This is a genomic window from Paenibacillus sp. P36, from assembly GCF_045866505.1.
GTDB classification, from domain to species: domain Bacteria; phylum Bacillota; class Bacilli; order Paenibacillales; family NBRC-103111; genus Paenibacillus_E; species Paenibacillus_E chondroitinus.
The window spans coordinates 2,744,688-2,764,066 of sequence record NZ_AP038372.1 but is presented as its reverse complement, the minus strand read 5'-3'; the positions used below and the strand labels follow the sequence as shown (position 1 = coordinate 2,764,066).

The following is a 19,379-nucleotide window of genomic DNA, read 5'->3' as shown; positions in this document are numbered from 1 at the left end:
ATTCCCGAAATCGAATAGAAGGCGGTTCTTTGTTTCAAAACAAAACTTAAATAAATTGATGAAGGGAAATGTCCTTCCAGTCCATACAAATCCGAACGATATCCTCTTCGACTAAGTCGGATCCGCTTTGTACCTCGATAAATTCAACATCCGTAATTGCCCGTATGCTGTGTCTGGTCCCCTCCGGAATTCGCACAACATCCCCCGGCTTCACCTGATAGAGCTTATCATTAATGATAATATCCGCTACCCCGCTTACGATAGTCCATACTTCAGAACGTTTGTAATGCAGCTGATAGCTGATATTTTTACCGGCATGAACGAGAATACGTTTCGTAAGCACCTCATTATCTTCGGCATATTTGACATAATCAATAACACGATACCGTCCCCATCTGCGTTCTTCATACATCGGGCGATGCTCGATTGTATTCATGACTTCCTTAATGCGAGGGCTCTCCGACTTGTTCGTCACTAGAATGCCATCCGGGCTCACGGCTACAACTGCGTCATGAATGCCGATAACGGTGACAGGGATGTCTAGCTCGTTAATCAGATGAGTATTCTCGCAATCCGTCGTTACGATACCTGTTCCGATTTGGGAACGTCCCATTTCTTCCGTCAACGTATTCCAAGTTCCCAAATCTTTCCAAAAGCCATCATAAGGGACAACGACACAACTTGCTTCTTTCTCAACAACTTCATAGTCGAAGCTGATTTTCGTTAATTTATGATAATTTCTGAGCATTTCCTCGTATTGAATCGGAATTCCTTTATCCATCATGACCTCGATGAGGTAGCCCAGGCGGAATGCAAAGACGCCACAATTCCAAAGTGCTTTTTGATCGATTAAAACAGCTGCTTGTTCCCGGTTAGGCTTCTCGAAGAAATATTGGACCGCTACCGCTTCTGTCCCTTCCCGGCGTTCTTCAGAAGGAACAATATAACCATATTTCTCCGACGGAACCGTCGGAACAACACCCATTAGCGCTAAATTCGCGTCTGTTTCTTGCAGAACGTCCTCTAATTGTTTAATTTTCTGGAAAAATGCCTCATCCACATACGGATCTACCGGCAGCACCGTAATCACTGTGTTTAAAGGCAAACTTTCCACATCATACATGTAAGCAGCAGCTAATGCGATGGCAGGGAATGTATCTCTGCGCTCAGGCTCGATAATTAGTGGAGCTTCTCCGCCAAGTTGGCTAATAATCATCTCGACCTGCGAGCGATTCGTCGCTAAGTACGCATCTTCGCCAAGGCCTGTATTCTGCAGTTGTCTCCATACACGTTGCACCATGGATTCATCTTGGCCTTTATCATCCTCAAGTACCTTTAAGAACTGCTTGGATCTGGAATCATTGGACAATGGCCAAAGTCGCTTACCGGAACCGCCTGAAAGAAGTACCAATTTCATGAAAACCACGCTCCATTTGATTTATTTGGGATACAAGCAAATTATCTAGCCAGTGCTTTCGGTCTGGATACGCCGATCAAATCAGGCCGCCCAACGGAATAATATTTGAGCCCCGTTCCTTGAATTTGTTCTTGGCTGTACACGTTGCGGCCATCAATGAGAATCGGCTGATCCATGATAAAAATAAGTTTGGACAAGGAGATCGTTTTGAATTCCTCCCAATCCGTTAGCAAGCAAATCGCATCAGCACCAACTGCTGCTTCCATGGCATTCTCGCACCACTGAATCGAAGGATGATCAATACGCTCCCTGAATTTATCCATCGCAATAGGATCATACAGCTTCAGCGTTGCTCCTGCTCGGATCAGCGTTTCTACAATTTCAATCGACGGCGCATAACGAATATCGTCCGTATTCGGCTTGAAGGATAATCCCCAAATGCCCACCACTTTGCCGCTTAGCAGTCCAAGGGAGGCCTCAAGCTTGGAAATCACCTTGTAGCGTTGCGATTTATTCACTTCCACGACGGACTTGAGCAATTGAAACTCATAATCGACATTGCCGGCAATTTGAATCAAAGCGTCCGTGTCTTTCGGGAAGCAAGAACCTCCATAGCCGATACCGGCATTCAGGAAGGATGAACCAATTCGCTTATCTTTCCCCATCCCTTTAGCCACTTCCGTGACATCAGCGCCGACCTTCTCGCAAATATTGGAGATTTCATTGATAAATGAAATTTTAGTCGCGAGGAAGGCATTCGAAGCGTACTTGATCATCTCGGCACTCCGGATGCTTGTGACGAAAATTTGATCCGTGAAGGCACGGTGGAGATCGGTAAGCGGCTCAGCCAAGCTTGGATTATCGAGTCCAAGGACAATACGATCCGGATGAAGGGTGTCATCGATAGCCGAACCTTCGCGCAGAAACTCGGGAATGGATACGACGTCAAAAGCGTGCTGCGTATTCATCGCAATAATCATTTGAATATGCTCATTCGTACCTACGGGAACGGTGCTTTTCGTTGCAATGATTTTATAGCCGTTCATAGCCTTCCCGATTTCCATAGACGCTTGCTCAATGTAGGACAGATTAGCCTCGCCATTCGGCAAGGACGGTGTGCCCACGGCAATGATAATGAGTTCAGATTGGCTGATGGCGTGAGCCAAATCCGTTGTAAAAGCCAACCGGCCAGCATGTATATTTTTCTCCATGAGTTCTTCAATGCCAGGCTCGTAGATAGGAGAAATGAAATTCTGCAGCTTGTCAATTTTCGTTTTATCCTGATCCACACAGATCACATTATTTCCCACCTCAGCGAAGCACACCCCGGAAACTAATCCCACATAGCCTGTTCCAATTACTGCAATATCCATACGATTAATTCCCCTCTCTGAACTGTTGATAAGCTTTAGCCATGTAGATTTTCAATTTCTCCATAAATGTTTTTTCATCAAATTTCTGGGCATGTTGGATAATTCGGCTTACATCCCAGGCATGGTTTTCCACATCCTGTATAGCGAGCAGCAGATCCTCTACCTCTTGCCGTTTGAAAAACACACCATTCACATGAGGCACTATGGTGTCTAGCGCACCGCCAGCCTGATAGGCGACAACGGGTCTTCCTGCCGCATTCGCCTCCAGCGGTGTAATCCCGAAATCCTCCTCGCCGGGAAAGATTAAGGCGCGACACTCCGCCATCATTTTGGTTACTGAACCGTCATCCAACCTCCCCAGAAAACGAACATTTCCTTTTGCCATCGCCTTCAGTCTCATCAGATCGGGGCCTTCCCCTACGATATGCAAAGGCAAGCCATTCCGATTAAATGCTTCTACAGCCAGATCAATACGTTTGTAGGACACAAGTCTTGATACGATCAAATAATAATTATCAATGTTCGTCGAGCTGTGAAAGCGAGTTGTATTAATTGGTGGAAAAATAACATCGGAATCGCGATGATAGTAATTTCGGATACGACTTTTCACAACCGAGGAATTTGCAATAAACTGATTTACATTTGCTGACGTTTTTTGATCCCATTGCTTAAGCTGATCGATATAAATTTTCAAGAGACGTTTCATCACGCTCGATTTGGTTTGTCTCTCCATATAAGTGTCATAATCCCAGGCGAAACGCATGGGGGTATGGCAGTAACACAGATGGAACGTGTTCTTCGGTACCTGAATACTCTTCATGAATGCGCTGCTTGAACTGAGCACAATATCAAATTCTCGAAAGTCAAAATCCTTAATCGCAAACGGATAAAGAGGCAGCATTTCTTTAAAATGACTTTTTCCTCCAGGCATTTTCTGCATCCAAGAGGCTCGTATATCCGCATCCCTCAGTTCATCGAGCAGACGATTGTTGCTAAACATGGTCGTATAAATGGGAGCACTCGGGTACATTTGGTGAAAGACTTCAACAACTCTTTCGGCTCCGCCCATTTGAACCAAATAATCATGCGCAATTGCTATTTTCATTTGATCCATCCTTTACACACTAAGCGGTCATCAAGAGTTAGCGATGAAACCTGCATAGTAATGAGTGATTTGGGTAACGGTTCGTTCGATAACAAAGTGTTGCTCCACACGCTTGATGCCATTCTCGCTCATTCGGCGTCTCTCCTCAGGATGCTCGAGCAGATAGCGAATGGCATCAGCCAGCACGGCTGGTTTCCCTGGTGTAATGAGAAGTCCCGTTTCACCATGCACAACGGTTTCCGTTGGGCCGCCTTCATTAGAAGCAATAACCGGCAAACCGGCTGCCATGCCCTCGACAATGACCTGACCGAAAGGCTCAGGTGTGATGGAGGTATGAACCAATAGATCTGCTTTTTGCATTAACCCCTGAATATCTTCAACATGACCTAGCAAGGTGACATTGTTCAGTTGATTGTCGGCAATTTGCTGCAGCAGCTGCTTCTTATAGGCATCTTCGCCGAACAGGGCATCCCCGGCTAACCAGAAATGAACCTGCTCATCCGGGAGAAAAGACTTCGCTGCTTCGAGCAAAATATGCTGGCCCTTCCATTCGGCTAACCGACCAACCAGTAAGACTACGTACGGTTTTCGCCATGTTTTCTCGACGAGTGCCAGGCTTTTAGCTTTGGAATTGGCGAAGGCCGAATACACGACTAATGTTTTCTTGGACTTCGGCAAGTTCAAAGCACTCAACGTAGAATTGGAGTTTGCAATAACGCCATTAGGCAGCAATCGGGACATCAGGCGAATCGCTTGGGCAACAATTGGCTTCAAATACGGAACGCCAATATGATCCCGAATATGCCAGATGAGTGGAATTCCTGCCCATTTAGCAGCTACTGCTCCATAAAAAGCTGATTTCAAAGAATTCGTATGTACACAGGCAACCTTCTCCGCTTTCAGTAGCTTGGCAACCCTTTTCCCATAACTCCAAAGTTCCAATGCCGCCGAAACCGCTTGGAAATTCACAGCATTCCGATTGCGATTGCGCACCTTATCGCTTAAAGGTAAAACGCGAACATCAATCCCTTTAGCTCTTAACCGATCAACCAGCGCTCCCTCTTCAGCCACAATGACTAGCGGATCGATCTCCTTGCCAAAGTTCGTAATGAGATTGTAAAGCGCGACTTCTCCCCCGCTCCATCTAGCGGTATGATCCAGATAAGCTACTCTCATCTTGTTCACGTCCTCCTCTCTTCCTAGCTGCAGCCGATTCATTCCTGACATAAGCATGACGATCAAGATCAATAACGGAATGAAATACTTCGTTCACCTGCTCGGAAACTCTCTTCCACGTATAATGCTCCAGCACATGATTCCTGCACTGCTCACTTGTAGGCCACAACTCAGGATGCTTCAATATGCGAGTTAATCCTGAGGCAATGTCACTGCTGCTGGTTCCCCCAAACAGCATATCCGGCCGGTATTTCTCAAGAATTTCACGGTTCCCGCCAATCGGAGTTGCCATGACTGGAACCCCTGCTGCCATTGCTTCTACGGTGATTAAGCCGAAGCCCTCTAGCGCTTGTGACGGAACAACGAACAGATCGGCTGCCTGATAATAGTCCGCAAGCTCACTGTCCGGGATGTAACCCAGCAATCTTACGCTAGACTGGAGCCCATACTCGGCAATTCGGCTTTCCAGTTCAGCTTTCAGCGGACCTTTGCCGCCTATAAACAGCACGGCATCCGGCTTCGAACGCACAACTTCTTTCCAAGCTTCCAAAAGCTGAAGCAGCCCCATTCGGTTGACCAACCTTCGCAAAGTCAACACGACAGTTTTCCCTTCCGGCAGCCCCAGCTTCGCTCTGATTGCGGAACGATTCGCTGCCGGCCTGAACCGGGCTACATCCGCCCCGCCGGGAATGATGTGTATCTTGGCCAGCGGGACGCCGTACTGGCGGTGAAGAATATCGCGAAAAGTTTCACTTAACACGATGAAGGCATCCGCCAATTGGTATGCTTTCATTTCCCAGTTTTTCGCGATCATGGTTTTGAATCTATGCTTCAAACCTTTCCCCTCAAGCCTTATTTCCTCACTCCACGGGCCGTGAAAAGTCATCACAACCGGAATATTTCGGGCTTTCGCCTCCATTGCCACGCCCAGACTGTAAGGAGCAAAGTGCGCATACACGATGTCAACATGCTGCCCGTTCATTATTTCTGCGGCTTGCATGCGGAAAGCATCACGCCGTTTGCTCAACTTCAAATTCGTGCCGGCCACATTGGTGACACGAAGACCGCTTGTCACTTCCGGCTTATTGGCACTGCATACCAGTGCTTCAAGTTCATGATGCGTATCCAAGCTTTCGCAAATATGCTTGAAATAAGTGTTTAACCCACCTGGCTGAGCTGAGGGCCAGCCCATTCCCGTGCACAAGATCCGTAAATCATTGTATCGTTGCATAAGCTTTCCCCTCCTTGATCGGCCCATCATGGGACTTCTTTACACGTTTACGAGCTAATCCAAGCTCATACTGCTTCATGCAGACCAGGAACTCGTAGATTCCCCAGAATAGTGCTACAGCAAGCCCGGGAATTCCCTTTTTATATAAGCCATGAACGATATATTTTTGAACAAAACGCAAAGGAGGTCGAACGAGCATGCGCAGTAGACTAAATCTTTTTCCCATCGCCACTGCGCCTTCTGCCTCCAAATCGGTATATTTATTAAACCGCTGAATATGGTCATGAATGCTGCGGAAACCATAATGCCATAAGACACCTGGTATAAATAGCACATTCTCATTCTCCACATTCGGTGTTTCATGTACTAGACTTTCCTTGTACTGAATTTGTGTACGGTTATACAATCGGACCAGCTTCTCGCCTTTCCCCATCCAGCGTCCCAGAAAGTCTCCAATCCGCAGTACGGAATAGGCTTTGCTTGGATCGGATAACTCGCCTTTCAGCATCTGAATGGAGGTTGATAATTGCTCATTGACCACCTCATCCGTGTCGATTACGAATATCCAGTCATAGGTGGCACGATCACTGCCATAGATACGCTGTTTCGCATAACCTGGCCATGCGTTCACATAGACTTTGCAGCCTAATTGCTCGGACACTCGAACGGTTCCGTCCTTGCTCCCGCCATCGACTACAACAATTTCGTCTGCAAAAGGCTTGCAGGAGGCGATCGCATTCGCTATTCTCGATTCATCGTCTTGCGCAATGATGACAACAGAAATTCGATTCACTCCCACAGCATCACGATAGCGACTCATTTCGTTCGCCCCTCCCCCAATGTCCAATTATTTGGCCTTATATGCTGTTATTGCTGAAAGCAACCAACGGATATCCTCTTTATTCAACAGTAATCTTGGAAGTTTCGTTTTCAAGGTGAATTTGACATTGATTAAAATAAAGATAAATCGCAGAATACCCGATGACAAAATGGCCATTCCCGCACCGGCGAGTCCAAACTTCGGAATAAGCACTGTCAGTAGTGGGATGACAACCAGCAGCCCGATTCCTTGCAGAATGGTAACGATCTTGGGTTTGCCTAAGGCCATGAACGCTTGTGCTAAAACCATGGTTCCACCTGAAATGGACACTTCAAGAAGCAGCATGCGAAACACACTGATGGCTTCTCTAAAATCAGGACCATACAAGAGCGGCATGACGAAAGGAGCAACCAGCATGATGATCAGGGAGCATAACAAGGCTACGCATGTGCTGATCCGGTATACACGGAACGTCATATCCACCACTTTATCCTTCGGCAGCCCGGATGCTTTCGGGAACAGCACCACGATAATCGAGGTTGAGAAAATATTAACGACCCGAGATAGGCTTACCGCAACCGCATAAAGTCCAAGTTCAGTGGGATTGAGCAGACCGATTATCACAATTTGATCGATGTAGTAGGAAACATTGCCCATCAAATCGTTGCCGTAGGATCCAATCCCATATCTGATTAAAGTCTTAAAGGAGCTGAAAACATCCTTGATCACCCATTGATACTGTCTTAGCAAACGAACAGTGGTCCATATGTAAAAGGGAACCGCCGGAGCGAGATAAGCTACAGCTGACGTGTAAGGAGTCATGGTTTTAGTCAGGATTAGCAGAGCAAGGCCGATGAGCGTACTCAGCGGAATAAGAAATCGCAGACGATTAAATAGTTTATACTCGCCTCTTACCTGCATCATCGCATTATTAATCTGGGACAATACGATGAGCGGTACGATAACCATAGACCATTGCGAGAATAGGACCACACTGTCGGAATACGTACGGAGCCAATAGGGCAAAACCAGTATCCCTAAGCACATCGCAAGCATGCCTGCTGTCAAACCCATGAGAACAGCGGTCGAATAAAGCTTGGCGGAATCCTTCATGTTCTTTTTCACGTTGTAAATAATGGCGGAAGGCATACCAAATGAGAAGCTAAAAGCTAAAAATTGTGACCATAACACCATAGCGGCCTGCTCTCCTCGGCCCGATGGCCCAAGAAATCGCGCTGTCAAAATACCGGTTAGCATATTAATGACCAAGATAAGCACACTGAAAAACATCGTTTTAACGGAAGATGACAAATGACTTTTGCTTGAAAAAAAAGCTTTAATGAAGCCGAACAGAGGCTTTATGCGGACTAATTTCAAGTTGACTGGCTGCTGCATCCAAAATTTGCCTCCTCTCTTGAACGATCGTTCGATGCGCCATAATTCCAATGCCTACGACCATCCATAATAGAAAACCTTTCAACCCTGTGTACCCATTTTCAAAAACAAGACAAACGATACTTCCTTGCAGAGCCGAGAGACCTAACTTACCGTAAGCCGTTATCCCACCCGGTTGGTGTTTCTGAGATAACAGATAACGGGTGACAAGCCACAAAGCCCAGAGGAACAATAAGCCACCAAGAATGCCAAAGGTTAGAAAAATGGCAACAAATCCATTATCGAAAATGCCATATTCCCCTAGTGCCCCACCGTTGCTCAGCTTGGTGCCGACACCAATACTTCCTAGCCCTAATCCTTGTGGTTTCGAGAACATCATCGGAAAAACGGTATGGAAGAAATCTAGTCTCTCATTATAAGAGTGGTCATCCTGAATGGCTGTCATCGTATCTAATCGCGCAATCAGCCCCTGTGCTCCAGGCAGCTTCGGGATAATGACATACATCGCTGCAATAACAGCTGTTAATTGAGCGATCAGCTTCCACTTCTGTCTGCCGGCCGATACAGCCGTATAAATCGCGATATCGATGAAAAGCATTACCCAAGCAGAACGAACTAACGTGACAAGGAGTCCAACCGTAACCAGGATAATACCGATCCAGCCTAAAGGTCCCCGCCATTTTTTTTCTAAAATCATCGGTGCAAGCGCAGTTCCCATATACATCCCCGCAGGTCCAGGCGAATTCAGCGTAGAGAATACTCTGATTTCCAAAGGAAAAGGATGGCCAATCGACGTCATTTCCACATGATTCATCCAAAATGCATCCCAGGGAGGCACGACGATGTACTGAATAATGCCATAGACAGCTACCAAGATGGCCGTGTTAGAGAAAGCGACAATTAAACGATCCAGCGCCTTATTGTCGAATTCACTTAAAGCCGCATAAGGGATTAACAATAACGGAATCACATAGTTTGCTAAATCGTAAAAGGTCCCGCTCCCATTTTTTGTTACGCCAATCAGGCAGCCATACAGCAGCACGATGGCTATATAAATGAGCAGCTTGTAGATACGAGATTCCATCTGGTGGAACTTAGCCAAAATAGGAATAATCAGCACGGCACTTGTTAATAAAGGTGCAATACTTAGCAGCGATACCGAATGGTACGTTCCTTCCATCCAATCCTGTATGCGCCGGATCTCCGGACAAATGACCCAGACCAGCAGGATATAGGGAATTAATCGCCGTGAATCGAATAAGGCCAATACAAAAGCAGGAAATAGCAGCATTGACAAGATTGCAATTTGCATACTCAGATCAGGATCCAGAGTTGCACTTGAATAACCAATGACGACAGAGACGGCTAAAGCCATTGCAGTGAATAACAACGTCATGCGACCCGTCTGTGTCATGATCAAAGGGGGTTTACTCATTTTGCTGAAATCATCCACTATTGACTCCCGTCCCCTCCCGTTTCAGCTTGAACTGCTTCACAACCTCGCGCCATAGCAGAACGGCAAACATCGCATCGTGTACCAAGTAACGCTTCCACAGCCGCCGAGGTTCTTGCACAAGCCGCCAAAACCATTCAAACCCTGTTCTCTGCATAATGTTCGGAGCTCGCTTGACGGTGCCCGAAAGGAAATCGAAGGTTGCACCTACACCAATTGAAATCGGCACTTTATATTGGAGATAGTTTTGATAAATCCACTTTTCTTGTTTCGGCGCACCAACGCCAACAAACACGATATCTGGCTGCGTATCAATCAGCATTTGAACTATACGCTCATTCTCATCCTTTTTCTTCTCGAAGCCATAAGAAGGTGAGTAACAGCCCACGATGTTCAAATTCGGAAAAACGAGCTTCAGATTCTTAACCGCTTGTTCCGGAATCCCGACCGCTGAACCTAAGAAAAAGAGCTTATATTGGCGTTCCGCGAAGGCTTCCCCTAATTTTGCGAACAAATCAGAGCCGGACACCTTTTGCTTGAGCGGTTTGCGAAGCATCTTCGATGCCCATATAATGGGCATGCCATCCGCCACAATCGCACCCGCGTCTGAATATACCTTTTGAAACTCAGCATCTTTTCTGAGCTTTATTAAATGATCGACATTGCAGGTTAAAATGTAAGAATGATTATTCTGGCGAATGACGTCATCCATATAAGCAAGCAAGTCCAGAAAGTCATAATTATCAAAATGAACATCGAACATAGTCACTCTACTCATCAGATCAACTCTTCTTTTTTCGAATTTGTCGTCGAGAGAATATACAAACCATTCAAATACCAGCAAAAAGGAATGATGAATTGAATCGTGGATAATGTATTATCCGACAAGGAATACAGAAAGAATGCCAGAATAAATGCAGCATAATAAATTTTAATTCGCTGTGGAATGACGCGATAAATCATTCGAAATAACACAAGCAGCGATAGAAACAGCAGGATGCAGCCAATATAACCGGAATCATAATAGAAGCGGATATATTCGTTATGCGGAACCACAAAACCGACGTACAAACTGCCGTCGTTCGCGACAGTAACTGCGCCTAGGCCTCTTCCTGTCATCGGGGAATCTTTCACTCCCTTTAGAAAGTAGTTCCACGCCTCCGTCCTTCCTGATAAATCGATGCCCGTGCCCGTCTGGCGCTCGAAGGAACGCTTCGTCATATTGTCCCACTGGAGATACACGGCTCCACCAATTAAAGCCAGGGAACAGACCAACGGAATCAATAAGATGAGCTTCCCTTTGATATACTGCTTCACCATATCAAAGAAATAGTACCCGGCCATGGCCAGCATGGCGAGTATGGGACCTCGGGTTCCCGTAGCAATCAGAATCGCAAAGTTGGCAGCCAATGTACAATACAAGAACTTGGCATTCAACGGATTCCGCTTGGTTTCAATTAAAGCAACGGTAATCCCAAGAAAAGCTAACATCGCCAAATGAGGTGCGATATTCGCTCCTTGTACTCGGATGGCTCCCGTAAACTCTACATTGAGAAAGGAATACAAATGAACCAGCTGAAGGATTGCCCCAGTCACTACGCTTACCACTGGAAGCAAACAGATGATCCGGATATGCTTTTCTGCTGTTTCCTTTTTCCATTTGATCATGAGAAAAAAGAAAGGAAGCGCGAGTCCGATGAAGGCTTTCAAGGTGATGGAAAGCGTCAATCTCGGATGCCATTCTGAGAAAAAGAGTGTAATGAACAACATGCCGGCAATGGCTACTATGGGGTAAATGAACTTCATTCGAAGTCCATTTTGCAGCATGCTGGGAACTAATAGAATAAGAATCCCTAACTTGTAAAGGGAAAGGATCTCCAGTCCTGGGAAATTCGCCTCCACAATGTAGTTGATGGATATGGCGGTTGAAAGCAGGACCAGGTAACTCATTTTTTCCGGTTGGTAAATGGCATATATGCACATGAAAAGTACGGCCAACCCCAACATACTGATGATAGGCTGATAAACAGCCGCTACCCCCATGATCACTGCAAGCAGGACATAGAACGCAGCATAGTACATCGGTTTTTTGAGCTGTATTGGAAAAACCGGCGTCATCCGTATCCTCACCCTGTCAAGCGCATTTTCACACGACTACGCATCGTGAGCAATGTGCCTTTTATACTTTGCATCCGACAAGCAATGAGCAATTTTTCACCTTCCGTATGGGCAAACAAAGCATTTACAGCTATGTAGAGTACTCTGCAAGCAACATTAACGAGAAGCGCTACTTTACTCATAAATCCCTTGTGCATGGAGCCATTCGTAATACCTTGATAATAATAACGCTGCTTGATCCATTCTTTCGTTAAGCGATTGTCGGGGATGAAGTGATCCACGACCATGGAAGGATGATAAAGGATCGTCTTTCTTTCCTGTTGCATCTGTTCGAAGAGCCATGACTCCTCACCGGACAGCAAGAGCGTTCCTTTTCTTCCAAGGTCGGTTGGAAACAAATAAGTATCATGAAACGATTTGCGAACAGCCATATTCGCTCCGAAGGGATGCTTATTTATCGGATATTCATGAACATCTTCTCCCCGGTCTACAATCGTATACGGAAGTTCAAGCGATTTGATCAGCCATGCCGGTCTCTCGCTTTCGAACTTCGGACGAATCATGCCACCTATGGCATACACATCATGCCGATGATCAAAGGTGTCCACAATCGTGCGTATCCACTCCAAACAAGGAACCGCATCATCATCGAGATACGCAATAATATCGCCCGTTGCTTCCTGTATCCCTCTATTTCGCGCAGCCGACAGTCCTTGCGTTTGTTCAAATAGATAGCGAACCCGCAACACCCCGGCTTGACGAAGGACAAATGACTCGGAGATTTCTCGCGTGTGATCCGTGGAATTGTTATCCACAATAAGAATCTCAGCCATATCTATTGCAGTTAATGCAGGCAATGCGTCCAGTGTGATCTGAAGCAAATCCGCGCGATTATAGGTACAGATGACAATTGATACCCTTGGTTTTGGCTGATCATGCACCATTGCGGTACTCCTTTTCAACTTTTTTTAAAAGGCGTCTTTGGAACCGAGCAGAACCGATACGGTTTTCATGATAATTTTCAAATCATAGAAAACACTTCGATTACGAATATAAGTCAAATCAAGCTCAACCATTTGCTCAAAGCTTAGATTGCTTCTACCGCTTACTTGCCATAACCCTGTGCAGCCAGGTGTTACAGCCAAACGTTTCTTGTCATAGGTGGTGTACTCTTTCACTTCACTTGGCAAAGCCGGTCTAGGACCAACCAAGCTCATATCACCGATGAGTACGTTCCACAATTGCGGCAACTCATCAATGCTTGTTTTGCGAAGGATTCGGCCGACACGAGTCACGCGAGGATCATTTTTCATTTTGAACATCGCGCCTTCGACTTCATTTTGGCTCATTAACTGCTGCTTTAATGCTTCTGCATTCGCCACCATTGAGCGGAATTTATACATCGGGAACAACGTTTCATCTTTACCAACCCTATTTTGCTTGAAGAAAACGGAACCGTCCGGATCTTCCAACTTGATCCAAACTGCCACTACGATAAATAAAGGCATCAAGAAAATAAGACCAGCTAAGGAGAGAACAATATCTAGCGCACGCTTCATAACGGAGTAGGAAGTTACGCTTTTTCTTTCCTGCAATCTCGTAGCAGCCGGATAGTAGTACTCATATTCCTCCTGCAGTTCTCGCAAGCTCATAATCTTCACCTCCCAAATGTTCTAAAATAGGGGCATATTTCTCCTTAATAAGCAGTGAAGCCATCGCATCAAGCACATCTAACCGAAGATCTTTGCTCTCAAGCGCGAAAGCCATTGTGGTAAGAATATAACCAAGTCGTTCGCCTACATCATAACGGATACCGTCAAAATGATAAGCAAGAACACGTTCTATTTTATTAAGCTTCTGAATCGCGTCTGTCAGCTGAATTTCACCGCCGGCGCCTTTTTCCTGAAGCTCCAAAAATTCAAAGATTTTAGGAGAGAACACATATCTCCCCATAATGGCAAGATTGGAAGGTGCTGTACCTAATTTAGGTTTTTCAATAAAGTCTTTCACTTGATAAAGGCGATTATCTTGCTCACCAGGATCAATGATACCGTAACGATTCGTTAATTCCGGCGGTACTGTTTGGACGCCAATAACAGAATTTTCTGATAATTCATATTGCTGAATGAGTTGTTTTAAGCAGGGGACCTTCCCTGTGACAATATCATCGCCCAGCAGTACAGCGAAGGGTTCATTTCCGATGAACCTTCTTGCACACCAGACCGCATGCCCCAGTCCCTTGGGTTCTTTTTGACGAATATAATGAATTTCTACTTTGGCTGAACGCTGAACTTCTTTCAAGAGCTCCAGCTTCCCCGTTTCCATCAGCTTGTTCTCAAGCTCGAAAGCATTATCGAAATGATCTTCGATCGCTCTCTTTCCTTTACCGGTGACAATAATGATATCCTCGATTCCGGATTCGATGGCTTCTTCCACGATGTATTGAATAGTTGGTTTGTTGATGATTGGGAGCATCTCTTTGGGCATCGCTTTCGTAGCGGGAAGAAATCTCGTTCCTAACCCCGCAGCCGGAATAATTGCTTTCTTGACCGTCTTCATCCTTCTCATCCTCCTAAGCGTACATATTCAATTATTGGTTGAAAACCATACCTAACATGCGGGCTCCTGATTGTTCGAGCTGTGTTCTTGCTTGTTTCGCCCATTCCCGCTTTGTTTTACCGTTCCTTGTGACCAACAGTACGCCATCACTGTACTCCGAGAGCAAACTTGCATCTGTATAATCAAGCGTTGACGGTGAATCGATCAGAATAACTTCATATCGCTGCTTCAGTTGATTCATCAGATTCAACATCTGGGAGGAGCCTACCAGCTCCGACGGATTAACCGGTTGACCGCCGGCAACGATGAGATCAAGGCCCATGATGCCCGTCGGTGTAATAACTTCATCAACAGCAAGCCCTTTTTGGAAAAAATGGAGCAAGCCTTTTGTATTATTCATACCAAACAGCTTATGCAAGCCCGGCTGGCGCAAGTTGCTGTCAATGATCACAACAGACTTCCCTTCCTGAGCATACGTTACGGCCAGATTCGCCAGCGTCGTCGTCTTGCCTTCTTGCGACTTCGGCGATGCGATCATCAGCACCATTCCCAGCCCTTGATCAGCGGGTACAACTTTCTTAAAGCGCACCGCCGTTCGTAAAGAGCGATAGGATTCGGAAACCGGTGAAATCGGATCTAATTCCGTCACCAGCACATTACTTAGCTGTAACATACGTCTGTTCCCCTACCTCTCTGCTTAGCGCTTTGGAAGATTTGGTTGCTTTGCCTTTCTTTATCGTTCCGATGGTAGCAAGAACGGGAAGGCCCACAATGTGCTCAGCCTCTTTCTCAGAGCGGATCGTATCATTGATATTTTCAAAAAAGAAAAACACACCAATAGCTGCCATTGCCGATAAAACAAAGCTCAACGCCAGGTTGATTACGATACTAGCGTTCGCCGGCAAAGGCTTCACAGCTGGATCTGAGCTGGAAAGTATTTTGACATTGTTCATATTCATCAAGGACGGCACTTCGGTCATGAATGTATCCGCAAGTGTTTTCGTCATCGTGACGGCTTTCTCATAGCTCGGATCTTCCAACTCGATTTTAATAATTTGCGTTTTATCCGTTGAGCTTACCTTCAAGTTCTTCAACAGTTCTTTCTGCGTCATACCGAATTCCGGATGGTCCGTCAGAAGCTTCTGAATGATCTGATCCGATTTAATGATTTCCTTGTAGCTCTCAACTAAATTCATGTTCATCGATACATCATTCAGATCTATTTTCTCTTCACTCTTAAACGTACTGCTTACCAAAACTTGTGTATTTGCCTTGTAAACAGGCTCAACAAATGTTTTGCTGACATAGAAGGTTGTCAGGCACGAGAGAAGAACGAACAACGCAATCATCCACAGCTTTTTGCGAATGAGTACAAAGTAATCCAAGATCGATTTCTCCATGGTTCCCTCCCGAAAAAATAGTTGATAAATCAAGAAATACAGTATTGCTTTTCAGAAAACTTTCAGTTAAGATGTTTGTAATGAAAGCGTTTTATTCTCCTCATCCCCACCTATCGAAACGACATTCAATCACTCCTTTTATACAGAGCACTCTACAATCACTATTCGACGGTGATAACTAGCCTGCAAGCTAGCTGAAGCACTCTACCAAATGGAATGAAGAATGCCGCTTTTTGTCATTTAATTGGTTATAGTCAAATACTAAATGAATTCCCAAAATTATGATATTACTCGAAATTATAATTTTTGGGTCTATTTCGTGTATACACTCATACCCATATGTAATAAAGCGATGGTATACTTTCGAACCATATGGCTGCGAAGACTCACTGAAATCCGCTGACTAATCCTTTGGATTGCGCTAACAAGGCCGCTTGCGTACGATCGTTGACACACAGCTTATTTAAAATTTGGCTCACGTGTTTCTTAACGGTAAACTCCGTCACCATGAGTTTCTTAGCCATTCCTTGATTGGATAAACCTTCTCCCAGACCAATCAACACTTCCCGCTCTTTCGGCGTTAACTTGCTGAAGCTGTCTTCTTCCTCTTTCTTAAACAACATTTCCATGAGACCTGGATCAAAATACTTTTTACCTTTGAAAATTAATTTAATAGCCAAAAGCAACTCTTCTGGAAGCGCTTCTTTGAGTACATAACCATCCGCACCCACAGCTTCTGCTTTTCTTACATCCTGCTCCGACGTTGATGAAGTCAGAATGATGCTTCGGCATGGTGTATCTTTAATATTCTCTACCACTTCAAGACCAGAGCGATTCCCTAACTTTAGATCCACAATAGCCAAATCCGGTTTTGTTTCCTTGATTAGCTCCAATGCTTGCTCCACCGTCTCCGATTCACCAGAAATTTCGATGTTTGCTTCAAGCTTTAGCACAGCTGACAATCCTCTACGCACCAACGGATGATCATCTACGATAACAACTTTCAAAGTTCCACCTGCTTTCGTTTGAATGGGAATAGCCTACATGACCTTGTTTAGCCCATCATCTGAAGTTCATTGAGTTCCTTGTTGTCCTGTGGTTGAAATGGGATGGTCAGTTGAATATGAGTACCTTTTCCTTGTGTGCTCTGAATACTAATGGTTCCACCTAGTGACTGGACGAGCAATTCCATGTTATTAACGCCTAGACCCACTGTTTTAGGATCTGACAATCGTTCTTTCACACTAAAGCCACTTCCGTTATCCAAAACGGACAAACTCACCTCATCCGGCTTTATACGGAGCTCAACCTTGATGAGTGTGCTGTGTCCATGGCGAATGGCATTTCCCGTGGATTCTGAAATAATTCGAAACAAAGCCTTTTGATAATTCACATGCAGACGATGGTCATCGCCGGTTACATGCAAATTCACTTTCACAGCATGCAGCTTGGACACGCTGTCCAGATGTGATTTGACGGTCGTAATCCAAAAATCACCGCCATTTTTTCTGGAACTGAGACTATAAATCGTCGAACGAAGTTCTTGCGAAGCGGCTACGGAAGACTCTTGGATGAGCTGCAGCTGCTCTTTGATCTGTTCTCTCGAAATCTCTTTCCACTTGCGACTCAGCGAATGCACGGCATAAACAATTCCGAAAATGTACTGCGAAACACTATCATGCATCTCATCGGCAATTCGATTCTGCTCCTCGATAATCATCAACTGGTTCTCGATTCGTTCCAGCTGGTGCCTTTCCAGGATGACGGAGCAAAGCTCGGATAGAAAACCAAGCTGTTGAATATACCCCTGTCTGCCTTCCTCGTAGCTGGCAGGCTCAATCTTAACGCCCATGACTCCCCAGAATCGGGTCGATGACCTGATTGGCATGACAAGAAAGTCTCCGTATTCGGCCAGACTCATCAGCCTGCTGGATTCGAGCCGTCTAAGCTCGGCTTCTTGCATGTCAAAAGCTTCGGATAGGGACGTTTCAATGCCAATCGGCAAAACACCCTGTGTAATCAGTTGATCAGGTTTGGCATGCCCATTTACATCCCAGAAAAAAGACATTCTCAGCTTGGTCAACTTTAAAGCAAACTCAGCAAAAATAATTTTCAAATTCTCAGAATCACTATGAGTTGCTGCTTCCACAATTTGATACAGCGACTTCATATGCTCCATCGATTCATTGGTTCGAGCATTCGCAATCTCAAGACGATTTTTAACACCGGCCAATAACTGAATAGTGAGTGTCATAAACAACAGCATCAGGTAAAACCGATTTTCACTTAGCAGCATACTGCCAAGTGTCTGCATTTGCCCGTTCGTAAAAAAATAGGAAAAAGCCGTAATAAACAAAAAGTAACTTAGCATCATGAACCAGCAATAGGCAGAGGAAAGATAGCTGGCAGCCATCCAAGCAGGGTTGAAAACACACCACAGAAACGGACTGTCCATACCGCCGCTTAGAAGATGGAGGACCATCATCCCCGTCATTTCCAAGCCTACGGTTATTTTAATTGTGCGAGAGGCTTTACCGCTTTGGGTGTACATGTCTGTAATCCATGTAGCAAAGATGAACAACACGAGGATGATGCCTATTTTGACACCTAGCGGGGGACCACGATCCTCAATAGCGTACACTAACGAAGTCCCAGCCAGCGAAATAAACCGGTACAAGTAAAAGACCCTACTCTCACCTGAGAACATCTTTCTCATCTGCGTAATCATCCTTTAACCGATATTTGTAATTGGCTCCTTCAACAATACCTATGTTTACCATAATCATAACAGTTAAATTCTTACAGTCAAAAGAGCACTACATGACTATATAATTCGCTATTTTTGTAGTTTTCTGTCTCTACTAACGATAGAATATCCAATTTCAGGAGTTACGATCTATACGTTTGATTATTTAGACCTAACCATTTGTCGGAAAAAAATGTCAACCGGATTGGAATGACCAAATTAAAATTCATCCTTTTGCACCATAAAATTCCTGTAAAAATTTTAAAAAAAGCAATAGAGTTAATGCGTGTTAGCGCTTAACTCTCTGTTTTAGTGCTTATTGTCGATAACACGCCTAAGAAACGCCGTGATCTTCATCCAAAAGCGCCCCATTTTGTAATAATATGCGGCGCAATTCTTGCCTTTCGATGTAGATGTGCCTATCCTTTTACTCCCTAGCTCGAGTGCCACGTGAAGCTAAGAATAAGAAGTGATACTAATCACCATGATTTCTCCTCCATTTAGAATTGATCCTGCCATTTTTTCTGATCTTTTCATTGGATCATAGCAATCATGAAAATAATGATAAACAGTATCCAAGACATCG

The 19,379-nt window shown here is 45.0% G+C and carries 17 protein-coding genes; all 17 read right to left on the bottom strand.

The genetic code is table 11. The annotated features are described in order from the left end of the window. Window positions 1-46: 46 nt before the first annotated feature. Complete coding sequence (locus ACKTT9_RS12475; RefSeq protein WP_407871824.1) at window positions 47-1,417, bottom strand: sugar phosphate nucleotidyltransferase; 1,371 nt, start codon at window positions 1,415-1,417, stop codon at window positions 47-49. 41 nt (window positions 1,418-1,458) lie between these two features. Further along, entirely contained in the window at window positions 1,459-2,790 is a 1,332-nt protein-coding gene (locus ACKTT9_RS12470) for a UDP-glucose dehydrogenase family protein (RefSeq protein WP_407871823.1), read from the bottom strand. A 4-nt stretch (window positions 2,791-2,794) separates the two neighbouring features. Beyond that, on the bottom strand, window positions 2,795-3,895 hold the full coding sequence (locus ACKTT9_RS12465) for a glycosyltransferase (RefSeq protein WP_407871822.1): 1,101 nt from the start codon (window positions 3,893-3,895) through the stop codon (window positions 2,795-2,797). Between the two features lie 30 nt (window positions 3,896-3,925). Continuing rightward, window positions 3,926-5,071, bottom strand: coding sequence for a glycosyltransferase family 4 protein (locus ACKTT9_RS12460; RefSeq protein ID WP_157324337.1), 1,146 nt, complete (start codon window positions 5,069-5,071; stop codon window positions 3,926-3,928). Beyond that, window positions 5,040-6,302, bottom strand: coding sequence for a glycosyltransferase family 4 protein (locus ACKTT9_RS12455; protein ID WP_407871821.1), 1,263 nt, complete (start codon window positions 6,300-6,302; stop codon window positions 5,040-5,042). Before ACKTT9_RS12455 ends, ACKTT9_RS12460 begins: the two co-directional genes overlap by 32 nt. Beyond that, window positions 6,286-7,122, bottom strand: coding sequence for a glycosyltransferase family 2 protein (locus ACKTT9_RS12450; protein ID WP_127449110.1), 837 nt, complete (start codon window positions 7,120-7,122; stop codon window positions 6,286-6,288). The genes ACKTT9_RS12455 and ACKTT9_RS12450 overlap by 17 nt, the downstream gene beginning before the upstream one ends. 27 nt (window positions 7,123-7,149) lie before the next feature. After that, window positions 7,150-8,517 carry a lipopolysaccharide biosynthesis protein gene (locus ACKTT9_RS12445; protein ID WP_407871820.1) on the bottom strand — a complete coding sequence of 456 codons (1,368 nt, stop codon included), beginning with the start codon at window positions 8,515-8,517 and terminating at the stop codon, window positions 7,150-7,152. After that, window positions 8,459-9,952 (bottom strand): O-antigen ligase family protein, encoded by a 1,494-nt coding sequence (locus tag ACKTT9_RS12440; RefSeq protein WP_407871819.1) that lies wholly within the window; start codon window positions 9,950-9,952, stop codon window positions 8,459-8,461. The genes ACKTT9_RS12445 and ACKTT9_RS12440 overlap by 59 nt, the downstream gene beginning before the upstream one ends. Before the next feature lie 10 nt (window positions 9,953-9,962). Continuing rightward, window positions 9,963-10,748, bottom strand: coding sequence for a WecB/TagA/CpsF family glycosyltransferase (locus tag ACKTT9_RS12435; RefSeq protein WP_127449106.1), 786 nt, complete (start codon window positions 10,746-10,748; stop codon window positions 9,963-9,965). Beyond that, window positions 10,748-12,088, bottom strand: coding sequence for an O-antigen ligase family protein (locus ACKTT9_RS12430; protein WP_407871818.1), 1,341 nt, complete (start codon window positions 12,086-12,088; stop codon window positions 10,748-10,750). Before ACKTT9_RS12430 ends, ACKTT9_RS12435 begins: the two co-directional genes overlap by 1 nt. An 8-nt stretch (window positions 12,089-12,096) precedes the next feature. Then, window positions 12,097-13,032, bottom strand: coding sequence for a glycosyltransferase (locus ACKTT9_RS12425; RefSeq protein WP_407871817.1), 936 nt, complete (start codon window positions 13,030-13,032; stop codon window positions 12,097-12,099). 24 nt (window positions 13,033-13,056) lie between these two features. Continuing rightward, complete coding sequence (locus ACKTT9_RS12420) at window positions 13,057-13,740, bottom strand: sugar transferase (protein WP_407871816.1); 684 nt, start codon at window positions 13,738-13,740, stop codon at window positions 13,057-13,059. After that, window positions 13,709-14,647, bottom strand: coding sequence for a UTP--glucose-1-phosphate uridylyltransferase GalU (gene galU, locus ACKTT9_RS12415; RefSeq protein ID WP_157324347.1), 939 nt, complete (start codon window positions 14,645-14,647; stop codon window positions 13,709-13,711). Before galU ends, ACKTT9_RS12420 begins: the two co-directional genes overlap by 32 nt. A gap of 31 nt (window positions 14,648-14,678) precedes the next feature. Next, entirely contained in the window at window positions 14,679-15,320 is a 642-nt protein-coding gene (locus tag ACKTT9_RS12410; protein WP_407871815.1) for a CpsD/CapB family tyrosine-protein kinase, read from the bottom strand. Next, on the bottom strand, window positions 15,304-16,047 hold the full coding sequence (locus ACKTT9_RS12405; protein WP_407871814.1) for a YveK family protein: 744 nt from the start codon (window positions 16,045-16,047) through the stop codon (window positions 15,304-15,306). The genes ACKTT9_RS12410 and ACKTT9_RS12405 overlap by 17 nt, the downstream gene beginning before the upstream one ends. A 386-nt stretch (window positions 16,048-16,433) precedes the next feature. Then, window positions 16,434-17,054 carry a response regulator gene (locus ACKTT9_RS12400; protein ID WP_407871813.1) on the bottom strand — a complete coding sequence of 207 codons (621 nt, stop codon included), beginning with the start codon at window positions 17,052-17,054 and terminating at the stop codon, window positions 16,434-16,436. Between the two features lie 47 nt (window positions 17,055-17,101). Beyond that, the gene (locus tag ACKTT9_RS12395; protein WP_407871812.1) at window positions 17,102-18,763 is read right to left on the bottom strand and encodes an ATP-binding protein; all 1,662 of its coding nucleotides are present in this window, start codon (window positions 18,761-18,763) and stop codon (window positions 17,102-17,104) included. Window positions 18,764-19,379: the final 616 nt, after the last annotated feature.

What these genes read in the sequence shown, in the direction of transcription:
- ACKTT9_RS12475 (WP_407871824.1), bottom strand. Translation starts at nt 1,417, where the DNA reads ATGAAATTGGTACTTCTTTCAGGCGGTTCCGGTAAGCGACTTTGGCCA.
- ACKTT9_RS12470 (WP_407871823.1), bottom strand. Translation starts at nt 2,790, where the DNA reads ATGGATATTGCAGTAATTGGAACAGGCTATGTGGGATTAGTTTCCGGG.
- ACKTT9_RS12465 (WP_407871822.1), bottom strand. Translation starts at nt 3,895, where the DNA reads ATGAAAATAGCAATTGCGCATGATTATTTGGTTCAAATGGGCGGAGCC.
- ACKTT9_RS12460 (WP_157324337.1), bottom strand. Translation starts at nt 5,071, where the DNA reads ATGAGAGTAGCTTATCTGGATCATACCGCTAGATGGAGCGGGGGAGAA.
- ACKTT9_RS12455 (WP_407871821.1), bottom strand. Translation starts at nt 6,302, where the DNA reads ATGCAACGATACAATGATTTACGGATCTTGTGCACGGGAATGGGCTGG.
- ACKTT9_RS12450 (WP_127449110.1), bottom strand. Translation starts at nt 7,122, where the DNA reads ATGAGTCGCTATCGTGATGCTGTGGGAGTGAATCGAATTTCTGTTGTC.
- ACKTT9_RS12445 (WP_407871820.1), bottom strand. Translation starts at nt 8,517, where the DNA reads ATGCAGCAGCCAGTCAACTTGAAATTAGTCCGCATAAAGCCTCTGTTC.
- ACKTT9_RS12440 (WP_407871819.1), bottom strand. Translation starts at nt 9,952, where the DNA reads ATGAGTAAACCCCCTTTGATCATGACACAGACGGGTCGCATGACGTTG.
- ACKTT9_RS12435 (WP_127449106.1), bottom strand. Translation starts at nt 10,748, where the DNA reads ATGAGTAGAGTGACTATGTTCGATGTTCATTTTGATAATTATGACTTT.
- ACKTT9_RS12430 (WP_407871818.1), bottom strand. Translation starts at nt 12,088, where the DNA reads ATGACGCCGGTTTTTCCAATACAGCTCAAAAAACCGATGTACTATGCT.
- ACKTT9_RS12425 (WP_407871817.1), bottom strand. Translation starts at nt 13,032, where the DNA reads ATGGTGCATGATCAGCCAAAACCAAGGGTATCAATTGTCATCTGTACC.
- ACKTT9_RS12420 (WP_407871816.1), bottom strand. Translation starts at nt 13,740, where the DNA reads ATGAGCTTGCGAGAACTGCAGGAGGAATATGAGTACTACTATCCGGCT.
- galU (WP_157324347.1), bottom strand. Translation starts at nt 14,647, where the DNA reads ATGAAGACGGTCAAGAAAGCAATTATTCCGGCTGCGGGGTTAGGAACG.
- ACKTT9_RS12410 (WP_407871815.1), bottom strand. Translation starts at nt 15,320, where the DNA reads ATGTTACAGCTAAGTAATGTGCTGGTGACGGAATTAGATCCGATTTCA.
- ACKTT9_RS12405 (WP_407871814.1), bottom strand. Translation starts at nt 16,047, where the DNA reads ATGGAGAAATCGATCTTGGATTACTTTGTACTCATTCGCAAAAAGCTG.
- ACKTT9_RS12395 (WP_407871812.1), bottom strand. Translation starts at nt 18,763, where the DNA reads ATGAGAAAGATGTTCTCAGGTGAGAGTAGGGTCTTTTACTTGTACCGG.